This window comes from Desulfobacter postgatei 2ac9 (genome assembly GCF_000233695.2).
Classification (GTDB): Bacteria; Desulfobacterota; Desulfobacteria; order Desulfobacterales; family Desulfobacteraceae; genus Desulfobacter; species Desulfobacter postgatei.
The window spans coordinates 997701-1020404 of the sequence record NZ_CM001488.1 but is presented as its reverse complement, the minus strand read 5'-3'; the positions used below and the strand labels follow the sequence as shown (position 1 = coordinate 1020404).

Genomic DNA, 22704 nt, shown 5'->3' with positions numbered 1-22704 from the left:
GGCAATTAATCCTTACGGTTGAATCCGGCTTAATCCACGGCTTATGGCGGGTTCAAGCCGCTGGATATCCTTTTGGGGAACGTCATATTCTTCAAATACATCTTGCCAACAAGACACGGATTGATAAATATCGCCGATGATTCGGACCGGATTCGACACTTTATATACATGACCGATTCTTTCCAGAATCTTTCTGTCCGGAGGCAATGTACCAGCCCCTTGGGGAAAAGATAAACGATGCTCCCTGTTATGATAAATATCCGGTAGCAGGTCATACGCAGGAGAGAGACAAAATCCGAATTCGGTATGAAGCATGGCAAAATTTTTAAGGTGGTCATCTGTGTTGCTGATGGCGGCATTAAATACCATTTGCCGGAACAGCGCATCTGTATCTTTTCGGGGCTTGCTGCTGAATTTATTGATAATCAAAAACATATCCGAATAGGACAGGTTGTAATATCCGTCAGCGTCCAGCAAGGTCTGCATGCTGATCATGTGGTTGCGGCCCAAGGACGCTGTCATATCAAACCGTTCCACAAGCAAGACGCTTCGCTTACCGGCTTTTTGGATAAAAAAATTGGGAACATTCAGGCCGGCATTATCTGCCAAGCACAGGGTTCCTGCTTCAATTGCTTCAACATGATAACGGTCATTGAGTTTGGGAAATTTTGCTATCCACTGCCTGCCGTCATTGGTTTTAATCAGGGCCTTGGGACGGGCGCCGCCGGGAGAACTGCCGCAAATAAAAAGCGCTTTCAGGTCGTTTCCATCAACAGGAAGGCCGGCATCAAAATTTAACGCCGCTTCTACTATCCCGGATAAATTATGAATGGCTGCTGAAGGGTCCACATACGCGTTTTCCTTTCCGGAATAAAAAGATAATGCTCCCAGACCGCTTGTTCCCAGAAATTTTAATAAATTGGGCACCGTTTGTTCTGCCCTGGGGATATGGTACTTTGCGGATAAAAGCGCCCTGCCCCAGTCATCCGGCAAAGCATCTTCAAACACGCCATGTACTCCCTGGGGACGATCTGCCTCAATTTCAGCGGTGCCTAAAGGCAAGTGTACCGGATCAAGGGGAAAAGCATCAGGAGTTGACAGGTACTCTTTCGTATACCGGAAAGATCCCTGAATCCGGCCCCGGGCATCAGGCGTGGTGGTAAAAATTTCACCGCAGAGCAAATGCCCACCGCCTGGAAGGCTTAACACAGCATTGAGCTTTAGCATTACCTACTCCGTTTAACGCGTTGCCTGCCTGCATACTTGTGTTGGATCTCAAACCGTTCTGCCAACGATTCTTTAGGTGCAATCAGCTTATCCATGTCAGAAATACAACCTAGAATATCCAACGCTTTTACCCAGGTACCGATGGAGACCTGGGGACTGCCTGTCTCCATCTTGCGCAGCGTCGGGACAGAAACGCCGATCCTGAATGCAAAATCCTCCTGGGAGTCTTCCCGCATCAACCTACCCTGCTTCAGACGCTGCCCGAGCTGAGTTAATACATTATTACAAACCGCATCATTCATAAGTACCTATTTATAACACAAATATTTATTTGTATTATATGACATATAACCCTATTAATGCAAATAATTATTTGCATTATGCTATTTTTTTAGATATGTTACCTTTAGTTGAAAAATTCAATGGATATAGTTCATGGTATTTACAATAGCGGGCACATCCACATGGGTTTCAAAATGGCGGGCCAGCATGTCGTACTGCCGGTCCCTCTCCTGAAGGCCGCAGGATTCCGGGGGATCAAGTTCGCTTAAACCCAGAAGTGAAAGCCATTTTTTAAGGATGGGAGCGGAGTCAAAAAAGCCGTGCATGTAAGTGCCCATGACCCGCCCCGAGTCAGTCGCTGCACCGTCAAAATCGGTGCAGGCCTGCCTGTTTCTCTCTTTTACCCTTAACAGGCCGTTGTCTTCGGGTTTGCCCGAAGCAATCCGGTCGACGGAAACTGTCCGGCCCATGTGGATCTCATAACCAATACCCGGAACGCCGTCCCATTCAAACCGAGAAATCGTAGTGGTTTTAGGCGCTTTGAGTACCGTTTCAAAGGGCAGAAGCCCCAATCCATCGGTGTCGCCCGGGGTGCCTTCAAGACCGTGGGGGTCATGGACTTTGGTGCCCAGCATCTGGTAGCCGCCGCATACGCCCAGAACATGACCGCCGTTTTTTACATAAGTCTGAATTTTGGAGGCCCAACCGGTTCGGGCAAGCCAGTTGAGGTCGCTGCATGTGCTCTTCGAGCCCGGCAGAATTACGGCTTTGTAGGCAGCCAGATCTCTTGGATGCTCAACAAAATCCACGCCTAATCCATCCACCTGAAACAGGGGATCAAAATCGGTGAAATTGGAGATATGGGGAGTACGCACGACCAGCACCGTGGGGGTTTGGGCAGGATCAATTTTGGCCACAGCCTGCTCGATCACCACAGAGTCTTCGTTGGGAATACGATGATTCACCCAGGGCAGCACGCCGAAAACCGGCTTGCCGGTCTTTTTTTCGATCCATGCCACGCCCTCTTTGAACAACGCAATATCGCCCCGGAACCGGTTGATGATAACGCCTGCGATCATATCCTGTTCAGCCTTGTTCAGACAGGCCAGGGTTCCCACGATCTGGGCAAACACCCCGCCCCGGTCAATGTCAGCCGTGAGGATTACGGGTGCCCTGGCATAGGCCGCCATTTTCAGATTTACGATATCCCGTGCCATGAGATTGACTTCAGCACAGGAACCGGCCCCTTCCATCACCACCACATCATTGACGGCGCGCAGCCGATCCAGGGCCCCGCAGGCCGTATCCCAAAGTTTTGCCTTTTCCCGGTGATATTCGGCAGCGGAGAGATCTTTATGCACCTTTCCCAGCAACACCACCTGGGAGCCGATCTGGGTCACGGGCTTGAGCAATACCGGATTCATGTCCACATGGGGGGCAATGCGGGCAGCTTCGGCCTGGACAATCTGGGCACGGCCCATTTCAAGCCCTTCCGGGGTAACTCCGGAATTATTGGACATATTCTGGGCCTTATAGGGGGCCACCTTATGCCCTTGGTCTGAAAAAATCCGGCAAAGGGCTGTGGCAACCACGCTCTTGCCTACATCAGAACCTGTACCGAGAACAGCGATACATTTTGCCTGCTTTATCTCAACACTCATATTTCGTACTTTTTGCTGTACCCCCGGGGGGTGATCATTAACTCATTATAGATAAATGTAGAACTGTTTCCCACAATCACGATGCTCTGCATGCCCACCTCGGCCTTGTCCAGATCTTTAAGGGCACACAAAACGATCTTCTGGTTGTCCCGCATGGCACCTGTGACAATACCCACAGGGGTGGTGCCGGCCCGGTGTTTTAAAATGATCTCCATGGCCCGGTTAAGCTGCCAGTCGCGCTTTTTGCTTTTGGGGTTGTAAATAGTAATAACAAAATCGGCAAAGGCTGCTGCATCCAGGCGTTTTTCAATGATCTCCCAGGGGGTGAGCAGATCACTTAGGCTGACGGCTGCAAAATCATGGGTCAACGGCGCGCCCAAAAGTGCAGCACCGGCAGCAAGAGCGGGGATGCCCGGCACCACCTCAACCCACAGGCCGCCTTGTTCGCCGGTATTGCAGGCAATCTTCTTTAATGCCAGCATCTCCAAAACCAGGCCTGCCATGGCGTAGATACCTGCATCACCGCCGGAAACCAGGGCGCAACAGTGGCCGCCAAGGGCGGCATCAATGGCCGCCTGAACCCGGTCCACCTCCCTGGTCATGCCCGTGGCAAGGGTCTGCTTGTCTTTAATCACATCTTTGATCAGTTCAAGATAGGTTTTGTACCCCACCACAATATCGCAGGCCTCGAGCACCTGACATGCCCGGCCGGACATGTGGTCTGCCTTTCCAGGCCCTGTACCTATGATGTAAAGGGCATTGCCGCCAGGGCAAGGGTTACTTTTCGACTTGCCGTTTTCGGTATTAACAGACAAGTTGTGCCCGTTGCCAGCATGGCTGCTGCTTCGCATACGCTCTTGACTCCTATATGTTTATTCACCAGGGAAGAGGGATTGGGCACTCTCTTCACCTGGTCCAGTTCGTCTCTTGTATAAAATTCAATGGGCACGTTTAAGGTTCGGGCAAGCGCCAGAAGCCCGGGTTCATCTGCTTTAAGATCCACGGAGACGATTTTGGACAAACTGTTTACGCTGACCCCCTGGGCATGAAAGACCTGTTGCAAATGATCTTCAAGTTCCCGACGAGTCACGCCTTTTCGACATCCCATACCGGCCACCAGCATTTTGGGGCGCAGCACCAGAACTTTTTCCGGAAGGTCCCGGACTGCGTAATCCACCCATATTCCGGATTTTTCAGAAGAAAATAAGGAGGGATCTTTCATGAGCTCGGACGGCAGATGCGGTGACACCAGCTGAAACGGGTCATGAACCGGCAGGGGTTCCCCCTTGATAAAGGCCATGCTCACATGTTTAATGGCCGCTTTATTTTCGATATAAAGTCCCTGGTCCCGGGCAATCACATCAATGGCCGGCACCTGGTTGATATCCGTGGCCGTGGTGATCACAGGCATTGCCCCAAGTATCTGCGAAAGTTTGACGGCCAGGTCATTGGCACCGCCAATATGGCCTGACACCAGACTGATCACAAAATGACCGGCCTCATCCCCGCACACCACGGCAGGGTCTTTTGTTTTATCCTGGAGCAGGGGAGCAATGGTCCGCACCACAATACCGGTTGCCATAATAAAGTAATGCGCATCATATCGGTCCCAGACCTGCGCCAGGGTCTTGGCCAAAGTCGAGAACCCGGTATAGGACTCACCCGGCGCAAGTTTTAGTGATGCAAACAGCTCAGTATGGGGCAACGCCTGTTTCACCCGGCCTGCCAGGACCATTCCATGGGGTGTCAGCACCCACACCGCAAGCTTTTTCTCAGCCCAGTCGATCACGCCCTGTCCCGATATCCATGGGCAAAGGCCCGGTCGTACAGCAGTGATTTGGCATTTTTTCCCATCTCGAGAAAGGGTCCAACAATAATGAGTGCCAGTCGGTTGATCCCGTTGTCCGCCATGGTCGCGGCCAACCGATCTACGATAGTGACAATAATGCGCTCTTCAGGATGGCTTACCCGATAGGCAATGGCCACCGGTGCTTCAGGTCCATAGGTTGCGGCCAGGATGTTCTGCACCTGTTCGGCCATACCGGCACTTAGGTAGATGGCCATGGAGGCTTTATGCGCGGCAAGGCTTTCCAGGGATTCTTTTTCCGGCACCGGGGTCCGGCCAGACATCCGGGTGAAGATCAGGGTCTGCGATTGTTCCGGTACGGTGTATTCAACCTTGAGCGCGGCAGCCGCGGCAAACGCCGCGGTCACGCCCGGGATTACCTCGTAGGGGATCTTCCGTTGCTCCAGCAGCATCATCTGCTCGGCAATGGCCCCGTAAAGGGAAGGATCTCCAGTGTGCAGCCGCACAACCTTAAGCCCCTTGTCCCAGGCATCGGCCATGGCATCCACCATCTCGTCCAGGTGCATGCCGGCGCTGGAGGCTTTTTTTGCCCGGTCACCGGCCCATGTCAGCACAGCTTCGGGCACCAGAGACCCTGCGTAAAGGATATAATCAGCCCCTTCAAGGGCTTTCATCCCCCTGACCGTAATCAGGTCCGGAGCCCCCGGCCCTGCCCCGGTAAATATAATCGGAAATTTTTTCATCAGACCTTTCCTTTTTGTGCCGGGAAGTTAAAATCTTGTAAAAACGGGGGATTCTAAATATCCGGGCTATGAATCTAATTCAAAAACGATTTGTAAAGCCTTATTGATTTTTGGAATTTGCTCCGCTGCCAATTGCCCCCGAATTTTTATCAATCTGTGGCGGTGGTCTATGGGACGTGTCTGCAAACAGTCTGCAATGGATTTTTTAGACAGGCCGTTGCCGGATGAGGGAAGGAGTTCAACATTGGTTTTTATCCGGGCCTTGTTTGCACTCCATTCCGTTACCGGCACCACCTGGATAACCGGAACTCTTTGATTATACACCTCATTGGTCACAATGATACAGGACCTGATTTTTCCGGTTTCCGACCCCTTAATGGGATTAAGATCCACGTCAATGACCATTCCCCGTTTAAGTGTTGTCATTCCGGCCATCCGTTTACTGCCGTGTCGGTCAGCGCTTTAAGATCATCATCTTCGGAATAAATCTCTGAATACAGATCCGCTGATTTTTTAAGACTTTCAAGCTCTATTTCTTTTTTAAACCGGTCAATGGCCGCCCGGAGCATCGCGCTCTTATCCTTGAATCCGTATTGTTTAAAACTATTAAGAAATAATGATTGTGATTCTTCAACACTAAATTTTGCCTGACGCATAAGACCTCCTTTTTGGACCCTTTTTAAGGACCTTATTTTCAGTCCTATTATAACGGCTACTTTTTTGATCATCGACTGTAATTTTTACTCATACACCCGGTATATCATTTTTACAGGCCCCAAACTTTTAATCTTTCCTTTTTTCTCCTGCAATGATCCACACAGGGTTTAACGCTTCCATACGCCGCCCCCAGGGCATGTTCCGTGACGTGCTGACCTGGGCCTGGGTCAGACTCACCCCAAAACCCTTTGCTTCCAGCACCGATACCGCCAGATGCAGTGTTTCTAACAGGACGGTATTTACAACGATTCTGCCCAAAGGCTTCAAAACCGTTGCCGCCATATCCAGCACCCGGCCCAGGTTTTTGCCGGAGCCGCCGATAAAGACCCGGTCAGGCGCCGGCAGATTTGCCAACCCATCGGGCAATTCCGCTAAAATGACAGAGATGTTTTTAACATTGAATCGCTCAGCATTGGCCTTGATCTGTTCAACACGACGCTGATTTTTTTCCACAGCATAGACAAATCCGTCCGGCAAAAACAACGAGGCTTCAATCCCCACAGATCCTGAACCGGCGCCCAGATCCCACAAGATATTGTCCGACGCCAGTTCCAGGGCCGCCAAAGAGAGAACACGAACCGGGGCCTTGGTAATCAGGCCCTTTTCATGGACAAACCGGTTATCCGGAGTCCCCAAACGCAAGGGGCCGGATGGGGCGGCCCGTTCACCTTTTTGAAGCACCACCACATTGGGCTGGGCAAAAACCTGATCTGGGTCTGCGTGTTCATCCATGGAAGAAATTTTTTCTTCCGAGGCTCCCAGGTTCTCCAGCACCCACATTCGCCAGGCATAATCATGGGTATCCACCTGTTTTTTAATAATCCAGGGATCGTTTTCAGGATCGGTGAGCACACACACCAGATCCCTGTCATTCATAGCCGTTGCCAGGGCCGACATATTGTCCCGGCCATGCAGGCTCACCCAAGCCGCATCCTGCCAGGGCAGTTTAAGCCGGGCAAAGGCGGCAGCCATGGTGGTGACATTGGGATGAATGATGACTTTGTCCGGCCCCAGACGTGCGATCAATGTTTTGCCGATGCCGAAAAAAAGCGGATCTCCCGAGGCAAGGACCACCAAAAGCCCGTCAGCCATACGCGCTTCAATGAAATCCAGCACCTCGGACACAGGGCTTGAGATCTCTTTTTTTACGGCCGTTGTATCCTCAAAATATGACAGATGCCGTTTTCCCCCCACCAGAACGGAGGCCCTGTCAATGAGTGCCAGGTGGAATGCGGTAAGATCCGTCGGGCCAAGCCCCATGCCGATCACATGAACCGGTTCAGTCATTTATAAAAATCCTATTGATAGACCAAGCAGGCGTTAATACGCCGAGTAATCTCATCTTCAACCAGGGTGTAGGCCTTTGAATCAAAATCAGAATACCGTTTTTTAAACTGCAGCGCCATGATCCCTTCGGGCAGATTATCAATCCGGGGCATAAACTGATCTTCCGTTATGGCGGCTGCCATTTTCTGCTGTATTGCCGATGCCTTTTGGGCAGATCCTGTGGCAAGTTCGGCAAGCCTGACACCGGCCCTGTCTGCGGCCAGATCAGCAAAGCTGAATCCGCTTCCGCCATGTGAATCATCCACCTCTTTGTAAAGCCCTGCAAAGTGGCTCAACCTGCTGCCCCCGGACACAGCAATCCCGGCAGAAACAAAAAAATGGCTGACCAGATCCTGCCTGCCCCAAAGCGTGAGACCAATATATTCAGGCGCAATGACTTTTGCGGCTTTTTCCGCGGTCACAAAACGGTTCAGCCCCCGGCGAAGGCAAAATAAAGAGAGGGTCTGCAGCAGTGCCGCATTTTCCTTAACCGGATCTTTTGAGACGTTACTTTGGTCTAAAGCCAACTTAAACAACGGCCGGACCACCCGGACCACGGAGACGGTTTTAATACCGTCTTCTTTGAGCGTGCCGCACAATTTGGTCAACGCATTGGTGTATAGAATCAAACGATCCTGGTGTTCCGCGGCAATGAGCAAGGTTTTCCGGCTTTCATGCAACCGGCTCAGGATCTGCGGGTTCCAGTCATAGGTAAAACTTAACTGCTGACCACGTATTGCAACCGATTGCACGGCATCCAGGTTCTGCAAAACCAATTTATAATCCTCAGGTGCAAGCAGCACCGGGCCAAAACAGGAGAACGCAGAGGTGATGAGGGCACCGGGCAGTGTAAAGAATCCGACACGGATGGAATGGACCCGGGGAGTGCCGTTCTCTATTTTCAGAACACATGCCGTGTTGATATATTCGCCCAAAGGGGTCTGGGGGATCTGCACTGTGGTAGTGATATGTATAAACGGATCTGACAAACGGATCCGGGGAAAGATCGCAACCTTGTCAATAAACTGGGAGACACCGTAAGCGGCCACCAAATTTAAATCCTGTTCGGAAATTTTCACCTGCAGGGATTGTCTGACCGCCATGGAATCAGGCGTGTAACGGCGGACCAGCTCTTTTATGCGCTTGACCTGATCAAATGACACCCCTGGTGGTTTGCCCACGGCAGGACTTTTATCAATCGCACCAAATAAAAAAAGAAGCGGACAGACCACCCCCCCAAGAATAAATAACAAAAGAAAACTTTTGATGATCAATTTAAACATGCTTTTTCACCGTTTTTCTGAATTTCATCGCTGTAGTGAAAATAACGGACCAGGACATGCTCGACAACGATACCCTTCTCTTTGAGCGCTTCATTCAACTCCTGTTTTGCCGCCAGGGCCTTTTCAAACCATGGGGCTGTTGAAAAAACAATCACATTGTAAACGGCAAAGGAGGCAATCCAAGCTCTGCAAGAAAATCATTATGGCGCCGGCGTGCATCGCCAATCTTCTCCTCCACCTTATTTAACTCATCATTCACCGCCTGCAGGTCAACAGCTTCTTCGGGTTTGGCGGTACTGACGTAGCGGGAGATATTGAGGTTAAAATCGTTCTTCTCGATCTCTTCCATGTCCACGCAGCGGGAGTAGCGGTTTTCCTCTGTACGGTACTGGTAGGTCTCGATAATTTTCTCGATGTGCTCCGGCAGGAGCCGGTTTTGCCGTTTGCCCTTTTCAAAATGCTCGCCGGCGTTGATGAACAGCACATCATCGGGCTTCTTGCATTTTTTTAACACCAGGATACAGACCGGAATGCCGGTGGAGAAGAACAGGTTGGCGGGCAGGCCGATCACCGTGTCGATATTGCCGTCCTCCAGCAGCTTACGCCTGATCCTGGCCTCGGCCCCGCCCCGGAACAGCACGCCATGGGGCAGGATGATGGCCATGGTGCCCTCCCTGGCCAAAAAGTGGAAACCGTGCAGCAAGAAGGCAAAATCAGCGGCGGATTTCGGGGCCAGGCCATAATCCTTGAAGCGGAAATTCTCACCCAGGACTTCGGTGGGCTGCCAGCGGTAGCTGAAGGGCGGATTGGCCACCACCGCATCAAAATGCAGCTTCTTGGCCGGGTTTTCCTCCGCCAGCATGTCCCACTCGTTGAGCAGGGAGTCGCCATGAAATATCTCAAACTCGGAATCCTTCACCCCGTGCAGCAGCATGTTCATACGGGCCAGGTTGTAGGTGGTGACATTTTTTTCCTGGCCGAAAATCTTGCCGATCCCATGTACGCCCATCTGATGGCGGACATTGAGCAGCAGGGAGCCGGAACCGCAGGCAAAATCCAGCAGGTTTTTGAGTTTTTTCTTCTTTCCGGTGCCGGGGTCCTGGCAATCAAGGGTGACGATGGCTGACAGAATGGAGGAAATCTGCTGCGGGGTGTAAAACTCGCCCGCCTTCTTGCCCGATCCGGCGGCAAACTGGCCGATCAGGTATTCATAGGCATCTCCCAGCACATCGCTGCTGGTGGAGAACCCGGCAATGCCTTCGGCAATCTTGCTGATGATGGTGCATAGCTTGGCGTTGCGGGCGGTGTAGCTCTTGCCGAGCTTTTCCGAATCCAGATTGATCTCCGAAAACAGCCCCTGAAAGGTGGAGGCAAAGGATTCATTTTCGATATACTTGAAGCCTTTCTGCAGGATGTGCAGCAGGTCGTCGTTCTGGGTGCGGGCCAGTTCAGCAATAGAGTTCCAAAGATAGTCGGGCTTGATAATATAGTGCACCTTGCGGCGCATCTGCTGTTCAAAGGGCTCAATATCCTGCTCGTTTTCCCCGTACCAGATGGATAAAGGCGAGCGCCTGTCGTTTCCCCCGGCCTCGGGATAATCCCGGCCCAGCTCCTTTTGGGCAGCAGCCTCGTAGTTATCCGACAGATAACGCAGAAAGAGAAAGGAGAGCATATAATCGCGGAAGTCGTCCGCATTCATGGCCCCGCGCAGATCATCAGCGATGGCCCACAGGGTTTTACCTAATTCTATTTGGTCTTGTTTGGTCATTCAGCCGCCTTGTCAGGGTTGGGGAAGAGCTGCTGCATCAGCCCTTTTTTATGGGCCTTGAGGGTGTCGAGTTTTTGGGCCTGAGTCGCGATCAGCTCATCGAGGGAGGAAAAACAGTCGGCTATTTTTTGTTGTTCGTCCGTGTCTTTTGGCAAAAACATTACAAAGCGCTTTAATTCATCCAACTCAATCTTTCCCGCTCCTATGCCTGTTTTATCTATGGGAATTCTATTCTCAAAAGCCAGTAACTGATAAAGGATAAAGTGCTTTAGCTCCCCCTTCTTAAGAGTCAAGGCCTTAATATCTTGATTGAAAGAAACATCAACTGTCGTAATGCCAATAGGAACTCTGTTGAATAACATGCTTCCTCGCACCAAGATAAGCAGAGAACCTTTTGAGGCCATTCGCGCTCCATTCTCGACAGCATATTGGGTAATCTTCAAATCCGATTTTTGTATGTTAATGTCATACATCGAAGAAGCGCTTATCCAGGGGATTGTTCCGCCCCAATAATCTGGATTGCTTTTCGATGGTGTACCGCCAGAAGCAAAGTGTACGATGTTTCCCAGCTGAACTTCCTTCCACTCCCCCGTATCCCTGAACTCGGGGAAGCGGAGGGTGGGGGTGATTTGGCCGGGGGCGGGGAAGAGCTGCTGCATCAGCCCTTTTTTATGGGACTTGAGGGTGTCAAGCTTGTGGGCCTGGGCCGCGATCAGCTCGTCGAGGGAGGAAAGACAGTCGGCGATTTTTTGTTGTTCGGGGAGTGGTGGACGATGAATTGGAAGTGGCTCTAGTTCAACATAGTATAGATTCTTGACGTTTTGCCCCTCAACAACTTTCGCAAATTGTCTGTACAAATTTCTAAAGTAATATGTATAGAATAATGGGTTTTGCGCAGTTTCAAACACACTTATCATTTCACCGATTGCAATATTTTCCAACGGCAGGTAACAACAACATTTCCCAAAATCCTCTGGTTTCTCACCAACGCGAGGGACTAAGATTTCCCCACCTTTGCTAAACCGTAATTTAGTTGGGTCTATATTGGTTCGCGAATATGTTCCAGTAATGATAGCTCCAAACTTGGTATATAGTTCCCCATATCTTACGCATTGAGTTGGAGCATCTTCTTCCAAAGACCATTTGGGGGCGCTTTTTCCATAATAAAAACTTCCAATATCTCCGATTGTCGTTCCAAACCACTCCGCGGCATTCTGGAACTCGGGGAAGCGCAGTTTGGGCACCAGGCTTTGGTTACTGGTCTTCGCTGTCTTGTCTTTAGTTTTCATACGCCCCCAACCCCGAAATCTCCCGCCCCTGGGCAAGTTTTTTGAGGAGCGGTATCAGGTCCTCCATAAGGGCCAGCTCCTTTGTTGTCCGCTCCTTCCAACCCAGCGCCAGCGGGACCAGGAGGTCGCTAAGCTGCTCGCCGTCAAAGATCATGCGGCCCATGATGGTGTCCACAAAGGCCTGCAGGGCATCGGTCTCCAGGCCGTGCTTGTGGGCGGTCTTGGCCAGCTCTCCGGCAAACCTGTCGGCCTTAAAGGCCTCATAGCCTACGCGGATGGCCTTTTCACTGAGGCCCTCACCTTCTTTCAGGGTTTTTATATAGTCTACCATCACCTGACGCTCGTCCATGAAGTTGGCGGTGGAGGAGAGCATGCCAATGAGCTGCTCGCGGCTCATCTTCTGTTTCCTGGGAGCGGCCTGGCTGAAGCGGGAGATCAGCCCCATGATGTAGTCGTAATCAATGACGGCGGAGGAGAAGAGGACAAACTCGAAATCAAGCTGCCGGACCGGACCGGCGTCATCGCCGGCTTTATCCTGCTGAGGCTTGAGTCGCTGGGCCGTGTCCAGATAGGCGCTGCGAAAGCCGCGCAGCCGGTCTTCCGCGATAACCGCCTCAATTGTTATGCGCTCTTCTTCCGACAGGTCGGTGTATTGATCAAGCTGGGTCTTGCAGCGCTGCACCTCCTTGAAAACGTTGACAAAGTGGGCCCGGGCCTCGTCTCCCTTGATATTGGCCACCTGCTCCGGGGTGCAGTCCAGACCCTGCGACTGCATGAAGGTGTTCAGGGCGCTGACCACCTTTTTCAGCTTATCAATTACCCTGGGAGCGGGATCAACCAGCCAGATCTCCTTGGGTCGTTCCGTATCTTCCCCGGAAAAGAGGGCGATGGCCTCGTCCACCTCTTTTTCCTGGTTGCGGAAATCAAGGATGTTGCCATAAGGCTTGGTGTCGTTCAGGACGCGGTTTGTGCGGGAAAAGGCCTGGATGAGGCCGTGGTATTTGAGGTTCTTGTCCACATAGAGGGTGTTCAGGAACTTGGAATCAAAGCCGGTGAGGAGCATATCCACCACGATGACGATATCAATCTTGTGGGCACGGGCCAGGTCGCTGTTGGGGTATTGCTGGTCTTTGATGCGCTTTTGCACATCCTGATAATAGAGATCAAAGTTGCCCAGGTCGTGGCTGGTGCTGTAGCGCTCGTTATAATCGGCAATGATGGCCTTCAGGGCCTCTTTCTTCTCATTGGGCGCTTCCTGGTTGTCTGCTCTTTCCTGGGGCAGGTCCTCCTGGAGCTGCGCCACATCCTTGTTGCCTTCGGCAGGGGGCGAAAAGAGACAGGCAATATTCAGGGGCTGAAAACTATCATCTTCATCCAGCCGGGCCTGCTGCGCTTCCTTAAAAAGGCGGTGATACGCTATGGCGTGGTTGATGGAGGCAGTGGCCAGAACCGCGTTAAACTTGCGCCCGGCGGTGGCTGCCTGATGTTTTGCCAAGATAGCCTCGACAACCCCCTGTTGCGTGGGTAGGGCACCGGCCTTTGCCTTTTTCCCGGATCTATCCGCTTTCTCACCTTTGGCGTGCGCCCCGAAATAGTCAATATGAAAGCGCAGGACATTGCGATCTTCGATGGCGTGGGTGATGGTGTAGGCGTGCAGCTCTTTGTGGAAGATATCCTTGGTGGTCTTGAAGGAGGCTACCTTGCCTTCCACCTGCTTGCAGGTCGCGTTGGTATCAAATATCGGCGTGCCGGTGAAGCCGAAGAGTTGGGCCTTGGGAAAGAACGCCTTGATGGCCTTGTGGTTCTCGCCAAACTGTGAGCGGTGGCACTCGTCAAAGATAAAAACTACCCGTTTGTCACTTAGGGGCTGCAGCCGTTCCTTATAATTTTGACCGTTTTTGCCTTTGGATTTATTATTCCCACTGAGGGCCAGGCCCAGTTTCTGGATGGTGGTGACAATCACCTTGTCGGCATAGTCGTCCGAGAGCAGGCGCTGCACCAGTTTTTCGGTGTTGGTGTTCTCCTCCACGCACCCTTCCTGAAAGCGGTTGAACTCCTCGCGGGTCTGGCGGTCCAGGTCTTTGCGGTCCACCACAAAGAGGCACTTTTCAATATCCGGGTTATCCTTGAGCAGGATGGATGCCTTAAAGGAGGTCAGGGTCTTGCCGCTGCCGGTGGTATGCCAGATATAACCATTGCCCCGGTTCTGATGGATGCACTCGACAATGGCCCGCACCGCATAGATCTGATAGGGCCGCATCATCATCAGTTTTTGCTCGCCGGCCACCAGCACCATGTAACGGCTGATCATTTCGGCCAGGATGCACTTGGCCAGAAACGCCTCGGCAAAGTCGTCAAGGTGGACAATTTTTGTGTTATCTTCGCCGGCAAAGCGGTAAACCGGCAGGAAGCGCTCGTCAGCGTCAAAGCTGAAGTGCCGGCTGTGGTTATTGGCAAAATACCAGGTGTTGCTGCGGTTGCTGACCACAAAAAGCTGGATGAAACAGAGCAGCGAGTTGGCATATCCGTTGCCGGGGTCTTTCTTGTAGTCAACAATCTGCTGCATGGCCCGTCGGGGGCTGACATCGAATGCCTTGAGTTCGATCTGCACCACCGGCACCCCGTTGATGAGCAGGATGACATCATAGCGGTGGTGGCTGTTTTGGGTGTTGATGCGCAACTGGTTGACCACCTCAAAAGAGTTTTTGCACCACTCCTTTATGTGGACAAGGGTATATTGCAGGGGGGTGCCATCCTCACGCTGGAAGGTGTTGCGTTCGCGCAAAAGCTTGGCTGTCGCAAAGACATCCGGGGTGACAATCTGTTCTTTCAGGCGTTCAAATTCGGTATCTGACAGGCGAACCTTATTGAGTTCCTCAAATTTGCGGCGGAAATTCTCCTCCAAGGTCAGGCGGTCACGGATATCCGGGCGGTATGTATACTTGAGTTCTTCGAGCTTGCTGATGAGGCCCTGCTCAATGTCTTGTTCTTTTGTCATATGTCTATCTACCAAGTGTGGGAATCAAAGGCAATGGTTCCTTGGAAATCATAAATAACGGCCCTGAATCGGCACGGTGCCGGGCAAAATTTTTCGGCAGACCGGATCATGGCGCGGCCTACCTTTTCCAGCACATCCGGGTATTCGGGCCAGATCATCCCAAAGGCATGCCGGGCCGTGTTGGCGTTTAAAACGTGCCGGGCGAGGGTTTTATTGCCGGTCTCTTTTTTGACCACATCCGAAAGCCACTCCATGGTGAGCTCCGATTTGGCGGCATGGGTATGAACAAACCCCTGGGCCATTTTCAGGGCCTTGCCGAAAAACACGGCCAGGGTGGCATTGGGGATCTTATGTTCTGCAAGGCTTTCCATGGAGATGCTGAAAAAATCGCCGATCTGTATAAAGGCCTCTGGATGCAACTTGTACAAATCGCAAAAAAACGCTTGGGAAAACCGCTCGGATCGCCGTCCTGTGGTCAGAACGACATGATCGCACCCACACGCCCCGGCCACGGACATGGCAGACCGGATGGTGGCGGTATAAGCTTCGTGGGACAAAGGGGTTACAACTCCTGTGGTGCCGAGAATGGACAAGCCACCTTCAATGCCCAAGCGGCGGTTCAGGGTTTTTTCGGCCAGCACCTCGCCGTTTTCCACAAAAATTTCAGCACTCACCCCGGCATTGCTGTGATACTGGTCGAGTACCTGCAGGGCGGATTCACGGATCATCTTCCGGGGACCGGGATTGATGGCAGGTTCTCCCGGCGCAATCTCAAGGCCGGGCTTGGTGACCATGCCCACGCCTTTGCCGCCGGTGATCTCAACCGTCCCGGCTTTATCTGTCAGGCCCACCACGGCACCGATCCTGGCCAGGTGGGTAATATCCGGGTCATCGCCTGCATCCTTGACCACCACGGCCCGGACCAGACCATTGTGTGCAGATACCAAGTCAACAAGCACCTCAATCGTCTGACCGTTAAGCAGATTGATTTTTACCGATCCGGGAACCTGCTTTGTAAACAGGTATACCAGGGCCGCCTTTACCGCAGCCGCAGCTGCCGTGCCCGTGGTAAAGCCCGGGCGTAAATTTTTTGTCTCTCTATCCGACAAACCAATATACCAGTCCCACAAAAACGATACTTGCCACCCGGAACCCCTGGCCCATCAATAACATGGAAAGCCCCATGCCCGGTGAAAAAATGCCCATGTAATGGGGCAACTGGTGCCGGATGGCCCGGAGGGGAAACGCGATGATATTGCCTAAAAGCAGTGCGATCACGGTCTGTTTCACGGTGATGGTGCCGGCATCCATCAAGGCGCCTGCCGCGGCAAACCCTGCAGTGAACTCCGAGGCAAAACTTAAGACCACCACGCTTAAGGACTGGGCCGGGACAAAATTCTGCACGGCAAACCGGGTCATAAAATTTTCAACAGCATCAAAGGCACCTGCCACGGTCAGCACATAAACCACGGTGTAGACCGGAATCACAAAAGCCACCACCCGGATAAACCGGGCGGGAAGTTTCTCCTTTAAGGCGTGCATCAACGGCTTTTTCTTTTTTGAAATACCCTGGGTCTCCCCGGCCTGAACAAGGCTATCCGCAAAAGCACCTGAACTTTGGGGCCTTACAAAAAAATGTCCGAACACGACGAACAAAAAAGTGCGAACACAGGTGGCCAGAAAGGTCAAAAGAAAATAGAGCAACCCTGCCGTACGGGTTAAGGGCACCACAATAAAAAAAGTCATGGGCAGGTGCAGAAAATAGGCCGGGAACTGATTGATGAAGTTGGTCAAAAAAAGCTGGCACCGGGTGATCTGCTTTTCCTTATAAAAATCCAGGAGCATGGCATTGGCAGAGACCCCTGAAAAAAAGGCTGCGGTGAATGCGGCAGAACACCGGTGGCCCAGATTGGCAAACCTGAATACCGGTGCAGCCAGGGCACCGAGCTTGCGGGTCCAGCCCGTATCATCAATGGCCTGGGCCGCCACAAGCCCGATGCAGACAAATCCAAGCATCCGGGAAAGCGGCCAGAAGAGGCGCTTGGGCAGCTTTGCCACGGTGACGCCATCCACCCAGGCAAGGCCTGCACCAAGCACGACGCCTGTGATCAAAAGCCCGATCAAAAGGGCCAGGCCGTTATTCTGTTTTTTTCTGACTTTCGACACAATGCCCGCTTTTCTTGGATATGATCAGGGTCCAGTAATCCGGTTTTCTCTCCTGAAACGCATTCACATTGGTGATGATTTGCTCACCTTCAAGCCCGCATCTCACAATGCCCACACTCTTATCGGCCATACCTGCCTCATCCAGGGCATTTACAATATCCCCGGTATTTTTATACGCTTTAAGAAAAACCACATTGTCCGCACTGTCGCTGATTTCCCGGAACTTGTCCCCGCCCAGGACGCCGGATAAAAGGGTCATGGACTCCTCTCCCTCCACCAGAGGCGTGTTGATGCGGGCGGCTGCGGCCTGGTAGGAGGTGATGCCCGGAATGGAACAAATCTCAATATGCGGGGCCAACTTCCGGACAGATTTGAGCAGATATCCGTAAGTGGAGTAGGTCATGCTGTCCCCAAGGGTGATAAAGGCGGCATTTTTGCCCTGCTCCAGCACCTTAATCACGGTTCCGGCATTATCCTGCCATGCCGCTTCCATGACCTGCTTGTTCCGGGTCATGGGAAAAGGCAGTATTTGAATGGGCACAGACGCCTTTAAATGGGGTTTGACGATCTCAGCCGCCTGGCTGTGGGAATTTTTTGCAGAGGACGCGCCAAACACCACGTCCACCTGACTCAAAATGCTAACGGCTTTCAAGGTAATGAAATCGGGGTCTCCGGGGCCCACACCAATGCCGTACAAAATGCCTTGGGTCATTCTACGTCCTTTCACCGGCAACCTTATCTTTTGCAATCAGTGCCAACGCATTAATCACACTTGCCGCCACATTGGAGCCGCCTTTGCGACCCACATTTGAGATATAAGGTATGTTGGTTTCCACCAGGGCTGCCTTGGATTCCGCCGCATTGACGAACCCCACGGGAAGCCCTACAACAAGTGCAGGATTCGCCGCTTTATTGTGTATCATCTCCAGCAGATGAAGCAAAGCCGTGGGCGCATTCCCCACCACATAAATACCATTTTCCATGATTTGTGCAGCCTTTTCCACCGCTACGCGGGCCCGGGTCACCCCCCTTTCCGTTGCCTGTTCCGCCACCCGGGGATCAGCCATGAGGCATTCACACCGGCTGCCGAAACCTGCTAAAAGGTCTTTGCGGATACCGGTTTTGGCCATATTGGTATCCGTGATTACGGTGTACCCGTTCCGGATCGCTTTGATCCCGGCCGCCACGGCATTGTTGGAGATCCTGACCATCTGCATGTATTCAAAATCCGCTGTGGTATGAATCATGCGCCGCACAATTTTCCACTCATCCGGGGCAAAATTGTGGGGACCGGCCTCTGCGTCAATGATGGCAAAGCTTTTTGCTTCAATTTCATGGGGCTTCATTTACGAAAAAATTTCCTCTCGGTCTGATATTGAAAACACGCCTGAACAAAATTTTGCGGCAGGTCCGGGTTGCTTTTAAAATGCAGGTGCAGGTAGCTGCCAAGGGTCCGGTTCTTTTCAAACCCCGGCACAGCCCGGGTGCCGCCGGTCCGATCACAGGCATCATACACGCTTTTTTCCCCATGGTCATCCGGGATAGAGTAATCGAGGCTGGAGTAATGGAACTCATGCCCCCGGGCGGTAACACCTGTTGGCCCGAGGATCGTATCCCGGTTCAACGTAATTTCCCGGTATCCAAGGGCCCGCAACCTTTTGTTCATGCGGCAGGTAAACCCAAAACAGCCCACCATGTCGTGGCATTGCCCGTCTAAATCTTCCAGGGTACGGCAAAGGGTCATGAATCCGCCGCACTCCGCATAAATAGGCATGCCGTTTTTGCATGCCAGCGAAACAGCCTCTCTGAATCCAATATTTTGCGCAAGGGTCCGGGCATGCAGTTCAGGGTATCCGCCCCCAAGATAGAGGCCGTCTATGTTATCCGGCAAATCCGGGTCCGAAAGCGGTGAAAAAGAAAGAATCTGTGCTCCGGCCTGTTCCAGCAGTTCAATATTTTCAGGATAATAAAAACAGAATGCCGCATCCCGGGCCACGGCAATGCGCACAAACGCCGGTTTCTTTTGCGGGGGTGTGGGCGCACCCGTACGGACCCGGGGCAGTGAATCCAGCAGCGCATCAAGATCCATACAATTTTCTACCAGATCGGCCAGGGCAGCCTGCATCTGATCGCCAACACCATGATCGTCACTGGTGACAAGACCCAGGTGCCGGGAAGGAATTTCAATGTGAGGATTCCGGCCCACCCCGCCAAGGCAGGGCATCTTCACATTGCCTTCCAGGGCCTGGGTCAGATAGTCCAGGTGAACGGGACTGCCCACCTTATTAAACAGCACCCCGGCGAATTTAAGTTCCGGGTCAAAATTTTCAAACCCCTGGACCAGGGCCCCGGCACTGCGGGCCATGCTCCGGGCATCCACCACCAGCAGCACGGGCAGGTCCAGCCATTTGGCCAGCTGGGCCGTGGAACCGGCCTCGCTCCTGCCGTCATATCCGTCAAACAGGCCCATGACCCCTTCCAGCACGGCAATGTCGGCCTGTCCGGTGTTTTGCCTGAAAATGTCCAAGTTGGTCTTCTTTTTAAGCATCCATCCATCCAGGTTACGCCCGGCAACACCCGTAACGGTGGTGTGGTACCCCGGATCAATAAAATCAGGACCCGCCTTAAAGGGTGCAACACACAGTCCGCGGCGCTTGAATGCAGCCATCAACCCCAGGGTTATGGTAGTTTTTCCGCATCCGGAATGAACGCCTGCAACCACAATCCCCTTCATTGTAGACCACCCTTTTCAAGCACCCCGGGATAAAGCATCTCTGCGATGGTGTGAATGCCTTCAAGCAAATCCATGGTGGGCCGGGAGACGATCTTTTCATCGACGATGAAAATCTGATTTTCCTTGACCGCCCGGATTACGTCGAAACCGGGCTCATCTTTGATCATCCGAATTGTCGGTTGATTCATGGCACCCTTCTGGGCAAGGTATACATCAATCTCATGGGCATGGGATAAAATCCGCTCCTTGCCGTAAAAGGCGATATTGGTGCCTCTCACGGAGGGCGCGTCCCGGGCAAGGTTTACACCCCCTGCTGTTTCCAAAGCAAAGATGGCCATGGCACCGGGTGTAAAGGTTTTCATCCGGGAGTGAATGGCCTCAAAATAGACCTTTTTTTTATCCGGAATCCCCCGGATCACGGCTCCAATTCCGGCAATTTCTTCTTTGAATGAGGTGACCATCTGCCGTGCCTGATCTCCTTTGCCGGTCAGGGTGCCCAGGGCCAGCCAGTAGTCAAACATCTCGTCCACACTGCCGGGCTGAAGGGAGACAACAACAATGCCTGCTTTTTCCAACCCCTTTACCAGGGCGGCATAGGCCTGATCAATCATGGGACGGATCAAAACCAGGTCCGGCCGGGCAGCCATAAATTTTTCAAGCCCGTCATGGTAGGAAAATTTTGGTTTGCCGTCCCAACTGTCCATGGGGCAGATCCCGATGATTTCATTATTAAGCCCCAGGGTTTGCAAATTCCGGGTATGGGCACCGTACAGGCTGATAATCCGGGTAAAGGGCGCATCAACCTGAATGCTGCGCCCCGCAGCATCCGTAACAACATTGCCGCCATGACTTTGCACCGGCCCGGTCCAGGCCCCAAAAACCAAAAAAAATAGAATAATTACCGAATTAATGATCTTCATTTTATAAACACCACTTGTTTACAATGGATGGTTTCATCAAAATATACTCTGGATGACACGTCAAACACCGCTTTGATAACCGATTCCGTGAATACCTCGTCAACCGTCCCATGGGCTGCGACCCGCCCATTTTTTAAAAACAGCAAAGAGCCGCAGAACCGGGCGGCCAGGTTAAGATCCTGCATCACACTGATCACGGTCAGCCCGTTATGTTCCACCCTGTCCGCAACCAGGGTCATAAGCGCCAGGGAATGGCGGATGTCCAGGTTGGAGAAGGCCTCGTCCAGGATCAGGCAAGGCGCATCCTGGGCCAGGGCCCTGGCAAATACCACACGCTGGCGTTCCCCGCCGGACAACTCCGTAACACGGCGAAGGGAAAAATCGCTGATCCCCGTGGCTGCCATGGCCTGGTCCACCCGTTCCCGGTCCCTTGCTTCAGGCGCACTGAACCGGCCCAGGTGGGGATACCGGCCCATCATCACCACCTGGGCCACGGTAAAGGGGAAATTTACCCGGAAATCCTGGGGCACCAGCGCACATTTTTTCGCCAGTTCGCCAACATTTAAATCATCCAGGGGCCTGCCGTCCAGCAGGATATTGCCGTTCTGCGGTTTCAGATGTCCTGTAATCAGGTCAAGCAGAGTGGTTTTTCCACTTCCGTTGGGTCCAAGCACACCATGGAAGCACCCGGTCTCCATTTCCAGGCTGATCCCCGAAAAAATGGCGCGGTTCTCATAGGAAAAACAGATATCCGTTAATGTATATCCCATGGGCATTAAACCCGATGTTTTCCGGAAAACTGCCGTTTAAACACATAACAGAAAAACGGTCCCCCAATCAATGCGGTGAGCACACCAATGGGCAATTCCGAGGGCAGTACGGCCCGGGTAAAGGTATCTGCGCACAGCAGCAGCACCGCCCCGGCCAGAAGGGAAACCGGCATCAGCCACTGGTTGTCCGCTCCCACAATCGCGCGCATCATATGGGGCACCAAAAGTCCCACAAATCCGATGATGCCCGAGACGGACACGCACACTGCCGCCATGAGTGACGCGGCGGCCAAAAGAATCAGACGGGATTTTTTCACATCCACGCCAAGGGAAGCGGCAGCCCGGTCACCCAAAGCCATAAGATTCAAGTCCCTGCCAAAACAGAAGCACACCACGGCGCCTATCCCCACAAAGACAAGGGAAAGTCCCACATCCATCCAGGTTTTGGCGGCAAAACTGCCCATGAGCCAGAAAATAATCACCGAGACCCGTTCATCCGCCGCATATTTTAAGAAACTGATCCCGGCTGAAAGAATAGCGGCAACGATAATACCCGAAAGAATCAAATTGTTGGATGAATACCCGCCGGCAGATCCGCCGGACAGGTAAAGCACCACGGCCAACGTAATAACGGCACCGGCAAAGGCGCACAACCCCACACTCACCCCCTGGAAGTAACTCATGTTGAAAAAAAAGGCCGCGCAGGCGCCAAAGGCCGCACCTGCTGAAATGCCAAGGGTATAGGGATCTGCCAGGGGATTTCTCAAAATTCCCTGGAACACCACCCCGGAAACAGAGAGCCCGGCGCCCACAATGGCAGCCGTCAAAATTCTGGGAAGGCGCACATCCCAGATAATGGCCGAAGCCAGGGCATCCACAGGGCCCCGGCCGCAGAGTTTTTCCCAGATCACGGCCAGCACCTGCACAAAAGGCAGACGAACCACCCCCATGGCGGCGGACACAACAATAATCGCGCCCAGCAGTAAACCAAGAACAATGGCCATCCGGGCGGG

At 52.6% G+C, this 22704-nt stretch carries 22 protein-coding genes; all 22 read right to left on the bottom strand.

Annotated elements, in window-relative coordinates; genetic code table 11:
- Positions 1-12: 12 nt before the first annotated feature.
- The 22 genes from DESPODRAFT_RS04645 to DESPODRAFT_RS04545 all read right to left on the bottom strand — a co-directional run bounded on the left by DESPODRAFT_RS04645 (position 13) and on the right by DESPODRAFT_RS04545 (position 22695).
- On the bottom strand, positions 13-1227 hold the full coding sequence (locus DESPODRAFT_RS04645) for a type II toxin-antitoxin system HipA family toxin (RefSeq protein ID WP_004071745.1): 1215 nt from the start codon (positions 1225-1227) through the stop codon (positions 13-15).
- Positions 1227-1529 (bottom strand): helix-turn-helix domain-containing protein, encoded by a 303-nt coding sequence (locus DESPODRAFT_RS04640; protein WP_004071744.1) that lies wholly within the window; start codon positions 1527-1529, stop codon positions 1227-1229. The genes DESPODRAFT_RS04645 and DESPODRAFT_RS04640 overlap by 1 nt, the downstream gene beginning before the upstream one ends.
- A gap of 117 nt (positions 1530-1646) precedes the next feature.
- Complete coding sequence (locus tag DESPODRAFT_RS04635) at positions 1647-3170, bottom strand: cobyric acid synthase (protein WP_004071743.1); 1524 nt, start codon at positions 3168-3170, stop codon at positions 1647-1649.
- Positions 3167-3886 (bottom strand): precorrin-3B C(17)-methyltransferase, encoded by a 720-nt coding sequence (gene cobJ, locus DESPODRAFT_RS04630; protein ID WP_004071742.1) that lies wholly within the window; start codon positions 3884-3886, stop codon positions 3167-3169. Before cobJ ends, DESPODRAFT_RS04635 begins: the two co-directional genes overlap by 4 nt.
- A gap of 26 nt (positions 3887-3912) precedes the next feature.
- Positions 3913-4959, bottom strand: a complete 1047-nt coding sequence (locus DESPODRAFT_RS04625) for a cobalt-precorrin 5A hydrolase (RefSeq protein WP_004071741.1) — start codon at positions 4957-4959, stop codon at positions 3913-3915.
- On the bottom strand, positions 4956-5720 hold the full coding sequence (gene cobM, locus DESPODRAFT_RS04620) for a precorrin-4 C(11)-methyltransferase (RefSeq protein ID WP_004071740.1): 765 nt from the start codon (positions 5718-5720) through the stop codon (positions 4956-4958). Before cobM ends, DESPODRAFT_RS04625 begins: the two co-directional genes overlap by 4 nt.
- A 66-nt stretch (positions 5721-5786) precedes the next feature.
- Positions 5787-6146: a type II toxin-antitoxin system PemK/MazF family toxin gene (locus DESPODRAFT_RS04615; protein WP_004071739.1), complete on the bottom strand. Its 360-nt coding sequence runs from the start codon at positions 6144-6146 to the stop codon at positions 5787-5789.
- Positions 6143-6376 (bottom strand): hypothetical protein, encoded by a 234-nt coding sequence (locus tag DESPODRAFT_RS04610; RefSeq protein WP_004071738.1) that lies wholly within the window; start codon positions 6374-6376, stop codon positions 6143-6145. Before DESPODRAFT_RS04610 ends, DESPODRAFT_RS04615 begins: the two co-directional genes overlap by 4 nt.
- Before the next feature lie 127 nt (positions 6377-6503).
- On the bottom strand, positions 6504-7724 hold the full coding sequence (locus tag DESPODRAFT_RS04605; protein ID WP_004071737.1) for a bifunctional cobalt-precorrin-7 (C(5))-methyltransferase/cobalt-precorrin-6B (C(15))-methyltransferase: 1221 nt from the start codon (positions 7722-7724) through the stop codon (positions 6504-6506).
- An 11-nt stretch (positions 7725-7735) separates the two neighbouring features.
- Positions 7736-9046: a YfiM family lipoprotein gene (locus DESPODRAFT_RS04600; RefSeq protein WP_004071736.1), complete on the bottom strand. Its 1311-nt coding sequence runs from the start codon at positions 9044-9046 to the stop codon at positions 7736-7738.
- Positions 9034-9201: a hypothetical protein gene (locus DESPODRAFT_RS19870; protein ID WP_004071735.1), complete on the bottom strand. Its 168-nt coding sequence runs from the start codon at positions 9199-9201 to the stop codon at positions 9034-9036. The genes DESPODRAFT_RS04600 and DESPODRAFT_RS19870 overlap by 13 nt, the downstream gene beginning before the upstream one ends.
- Positions 9198-10814, bottom strand: coding sequence for a type I restriction-modification system subunit M (locus tag DESPODRAFT_RS04595; protein ID WP_004071734.1), 1617 nt, complete (start codon positions 10812-10814; stop codon positions 9198-9200). The genes DESPODRAFT_RS19870 and DESPODRAFT_RS04595 overlap by 4 nt, the downstream gene beginning before the upstream one ends.
- Positions 10811-12103 carry a restriction endonuclease subunit S gene (locus tag DESPODRAFT_RS04590; RefSeq protein WP_004071733.1) on the bottom strand — a complete coding sequence of 431 codons (1293 nt, stop codon included), beginning with the start codon at positions 12101-12103 and terminating at the stop codon, positions 10811-10813. Before DESPODRAFT_RS04590 ends, DESPODRAFT_RS04595 begins: the two co-directional genes overlap by 4 nt.
- On the bottom strand, positions 12093-15101 hold the full coding sequence (locus DESPODRAFT_RS04585) for a type I restriction endonuclease subunit R (protein WP_004071732.1): 3009 nt from the start codon (positions 15099-15101) through the stop codon (positions 12093-12095). The genes DESPODRAFT_RS04590 and DESPODRAFT_RS04585 overlap by 11 nt, the downstream gene beginning before the upstream one ends.
- An 8-nt stretch (positions 15102-15109) precedes the next feature.
- Positions 15110-16210, bottom strand: coding sequence for a cobalt-precorrin-5B (C(1))-methyltransferase CbiD (gene cbiD / locus DESPODRAFT_RS04580; protein WP_004071731.1), 1101 nt, complete (start codon positions 16208-16210; stop codon positions 15110-15112).
- Complete coding sequence (locus DESPODRAFT_RS04575; RefSeq protein ID WP_004071730.1) at positions 16200-17267, bottom strand: hypothetical protein; 1068 nt, start codon at positions 17265-17267, stop codon at positions 16200-16202. Before DESPODRAFT_RS04575 ends, cbiD begins: the two co-directional genes overlap by 11 nt.
- Complete coding sequence (gene cobI / locus DESPODRAFT_RS04570; RefSeq protein WP_004071729.1) at positions 17239-17979, bottom strand: precorrin-2 C(20)-methyltransferase; 741 nt, start codon at positions 17977-17979, stop codon at positions 17239-17241. Before cobI ends, DESPODRAFT_RS04575 begins: the two co-directional genes overlap by 29 nt.
- A gap of 1 nt (position 17980) precedes the next feature.
- Positions 17981-18613, bottom strand: a complete 633-nt coding sequence (locus DESPODRAFT_RS04565) for a precorrin-8X methylmutase (protein WP_004071728.1) — start codon at positions 18611-18613, stop codon at positions 17981-17983.
- Positions 18610-20001 carry a cobyrinic acid a,c-diamide synthase CobB gene (locus tag DESPODRAFT_RS04560; protein ID WP_004071727.1) on the bottom strand — a complete coding sequence of 464 codons (1392 nt, stop codon included), beginning with the start codon at positions 19999-20001 and terminating at the stop codon, positions 18610-18612. The genes DESPODRAFT_RS04565 and DESPODRAFT_RS04560 overlap by 4 nt, the downstream gene beginning before the upstream one ends.
- Entirely contained in the window at positions 19998-20921 is a 924-nt protein-coding gene (locus DESPODRAFT_RS04555; RefSeq protein ID WP_004071726.1) for an ABC transporter substrate-binding protein, read from the bottom strand. The genes DESPODRAFT_RS04560 and DESPODRAFT_RS04555 overlap by 4 nt, the downstream gene beginning before the upstream one ends.
- On the bottom strand, positions 20918-21691 hold the full coding sequence (locus tag DESPODRAFT_RS04550) for an ABC transporter ATP-binding protein (protein ID WP_040016185.1): 774 nt from the start codon (positions 21689-21691) through the stop codon (positions 20918-20920). The genes DESPODRAFT_RS04555 and DESPODRAFT_RS04550 overlap by 4 nt, the downstream gene beginning before the upstream one ends.
- A gap of 5 nt (positions 21692-21696) precedes the next feature.
- Positions 21697-22695, bottom strand: a complete 999-nt coding sequence (locus DESPODRAFT_RS04545; RefSeq protein WP_004071723.1) for a FecCD family ABC transporter permease — start codon at positions 22693-22695, stop codon at positions 21697-21699.
- Positions 22696-22704: the final 9 nt, after the last annotated feature.

Bases quoted from the DNA above. Each gene is read 5' to 3' on its own strand.
- DESPODRAFT_RS04590 (WP_004071733.1), bottom strand. From the start codon at position 12,103: ATGAAAACTAAAGACAAGACAGCGAAGACCAGTAACCAAAGCCTGGTG.
- DESPODRAFT_RS04645 (WP_004071745.1), bottom strand. From the start codon at position 1,227: ATGCTAAAGCTCAATGCTGTGTTAAGCCTTCCAGGCGGTGGGCATTTG.
- DESPODRAFT_RS04550 (WP_040016185.1), bottom strand. From the start codon at position 21,691: ATGGGATATACATTAACGGATATCTGTTTTTCCTATGAGAACCGCGCC.
- DESPODRAFT_RS04640 (WP_004071744.1), bottom strand. From the start codon at position 1,529: ATGAATGATGCGGTTTGTAATAATGTATTAACTCAGCTCGGGCAGCGT.
- DESPODRAFT_RS04605 (WP_004071737.1), bottom strand. From the start codon at position 7,724: ATGACTGAACCGGTTCATGTGATCGGCATGGGGCTTGGCCCGACGGAT.
- DESPODRAFT_RS04545 (WP_004071723.1), bottom strand. From the start codon at position 22,695: ATGGCCATTGTTCTTGGTTTACTGCTGGGCGCGATTATTGTTGTGTCC.
- DESPODRAFT_RS04555 (WP_004071726.1), bottom strand. From the start codon at position 20,921: ATGAAGATCATTAATTCGGTAATTATTCTATTTTTTTTGGTTTTTGGG.
- DESPODRAFT_RS04600 (WP_004071736.1), bottom strand. From the start codon at position 9,046: ATGTTTAAATTGATCATCAAAAGTTTTCTTTTGTTATTTATTCTTGGG.
- DESPODRAFT_RS04615 (WP_004071739.1), bottom strand. From the start codon at position 6,146: ATGACAACACTTAAACGGGGAATGGTCATTGACGTGGATCTTAATCCC.
- cobM (WP_004071740.1), bottom strand. From the start codon at position 5,720: ATGAAAAAATTTCCGATTATATTTACCGGGGCAGGGCCGGGGGCTCCG.
- DESPODRAFT_RS04585 (WP_004071732.1), bottom strand. From the start codon at position 15,101: ATGACAAAAGAACAAGACATTGAGCAGGGCCTCATCAGCAAGCTCGAA.
- DESPODRAFT_RS04595 (WP_004071734.1), bottom strand. From the start codon at position 10,814: ATGACCAAACAAGACCAAATAGAATTAGGTAAAACCCTGTGGGCCATC.
- DESPODRAFT_RS04635 (WP_004071743.1), bottom strand. From the start codon at position 3,170: ATGAGTGTTGAGATAAAGCAGGCAAAATGTATCGCTGTTCTCGGTACA.
- cobJ (WP_004071742.1), bottom strand. From the start codon at position 3,886: ATGTCCGGCCGGGCATGTCAGGTGCTCGAGGCCTGCGATATTGTGGTG.
- DESPODRAFT_RS04565 (WP_004071728.1), bottom strand. From the start codon at position 18,613: ATGAAGCCCCATGAAATTGAAGCAAAAAGCTTTGCCATCATTGACGCA.
- cobI (WP_004071729.1), bottom strand. From the start codon at position 17,979: ATGACCCAAGGCATTTTGTACGGCATTGGTGTGGGCCCCGGAGACCCC.
- DESPODRAFT_RS04560 (WP_004071727.1), bottom strand. From the start codon at position 20,001: ATGAAGGGGATTGTGGTTGCAGGCGTTCATTCCGGATGCGGAAAAACT.
- DESPODRAFT_RS04610 (WP_004071738.1), bottom strand. From the start codon at position 6,376: ATGCGTCAGGCAAAATTTAGTGTTGAAGAATCACAATCATTATTTCTT.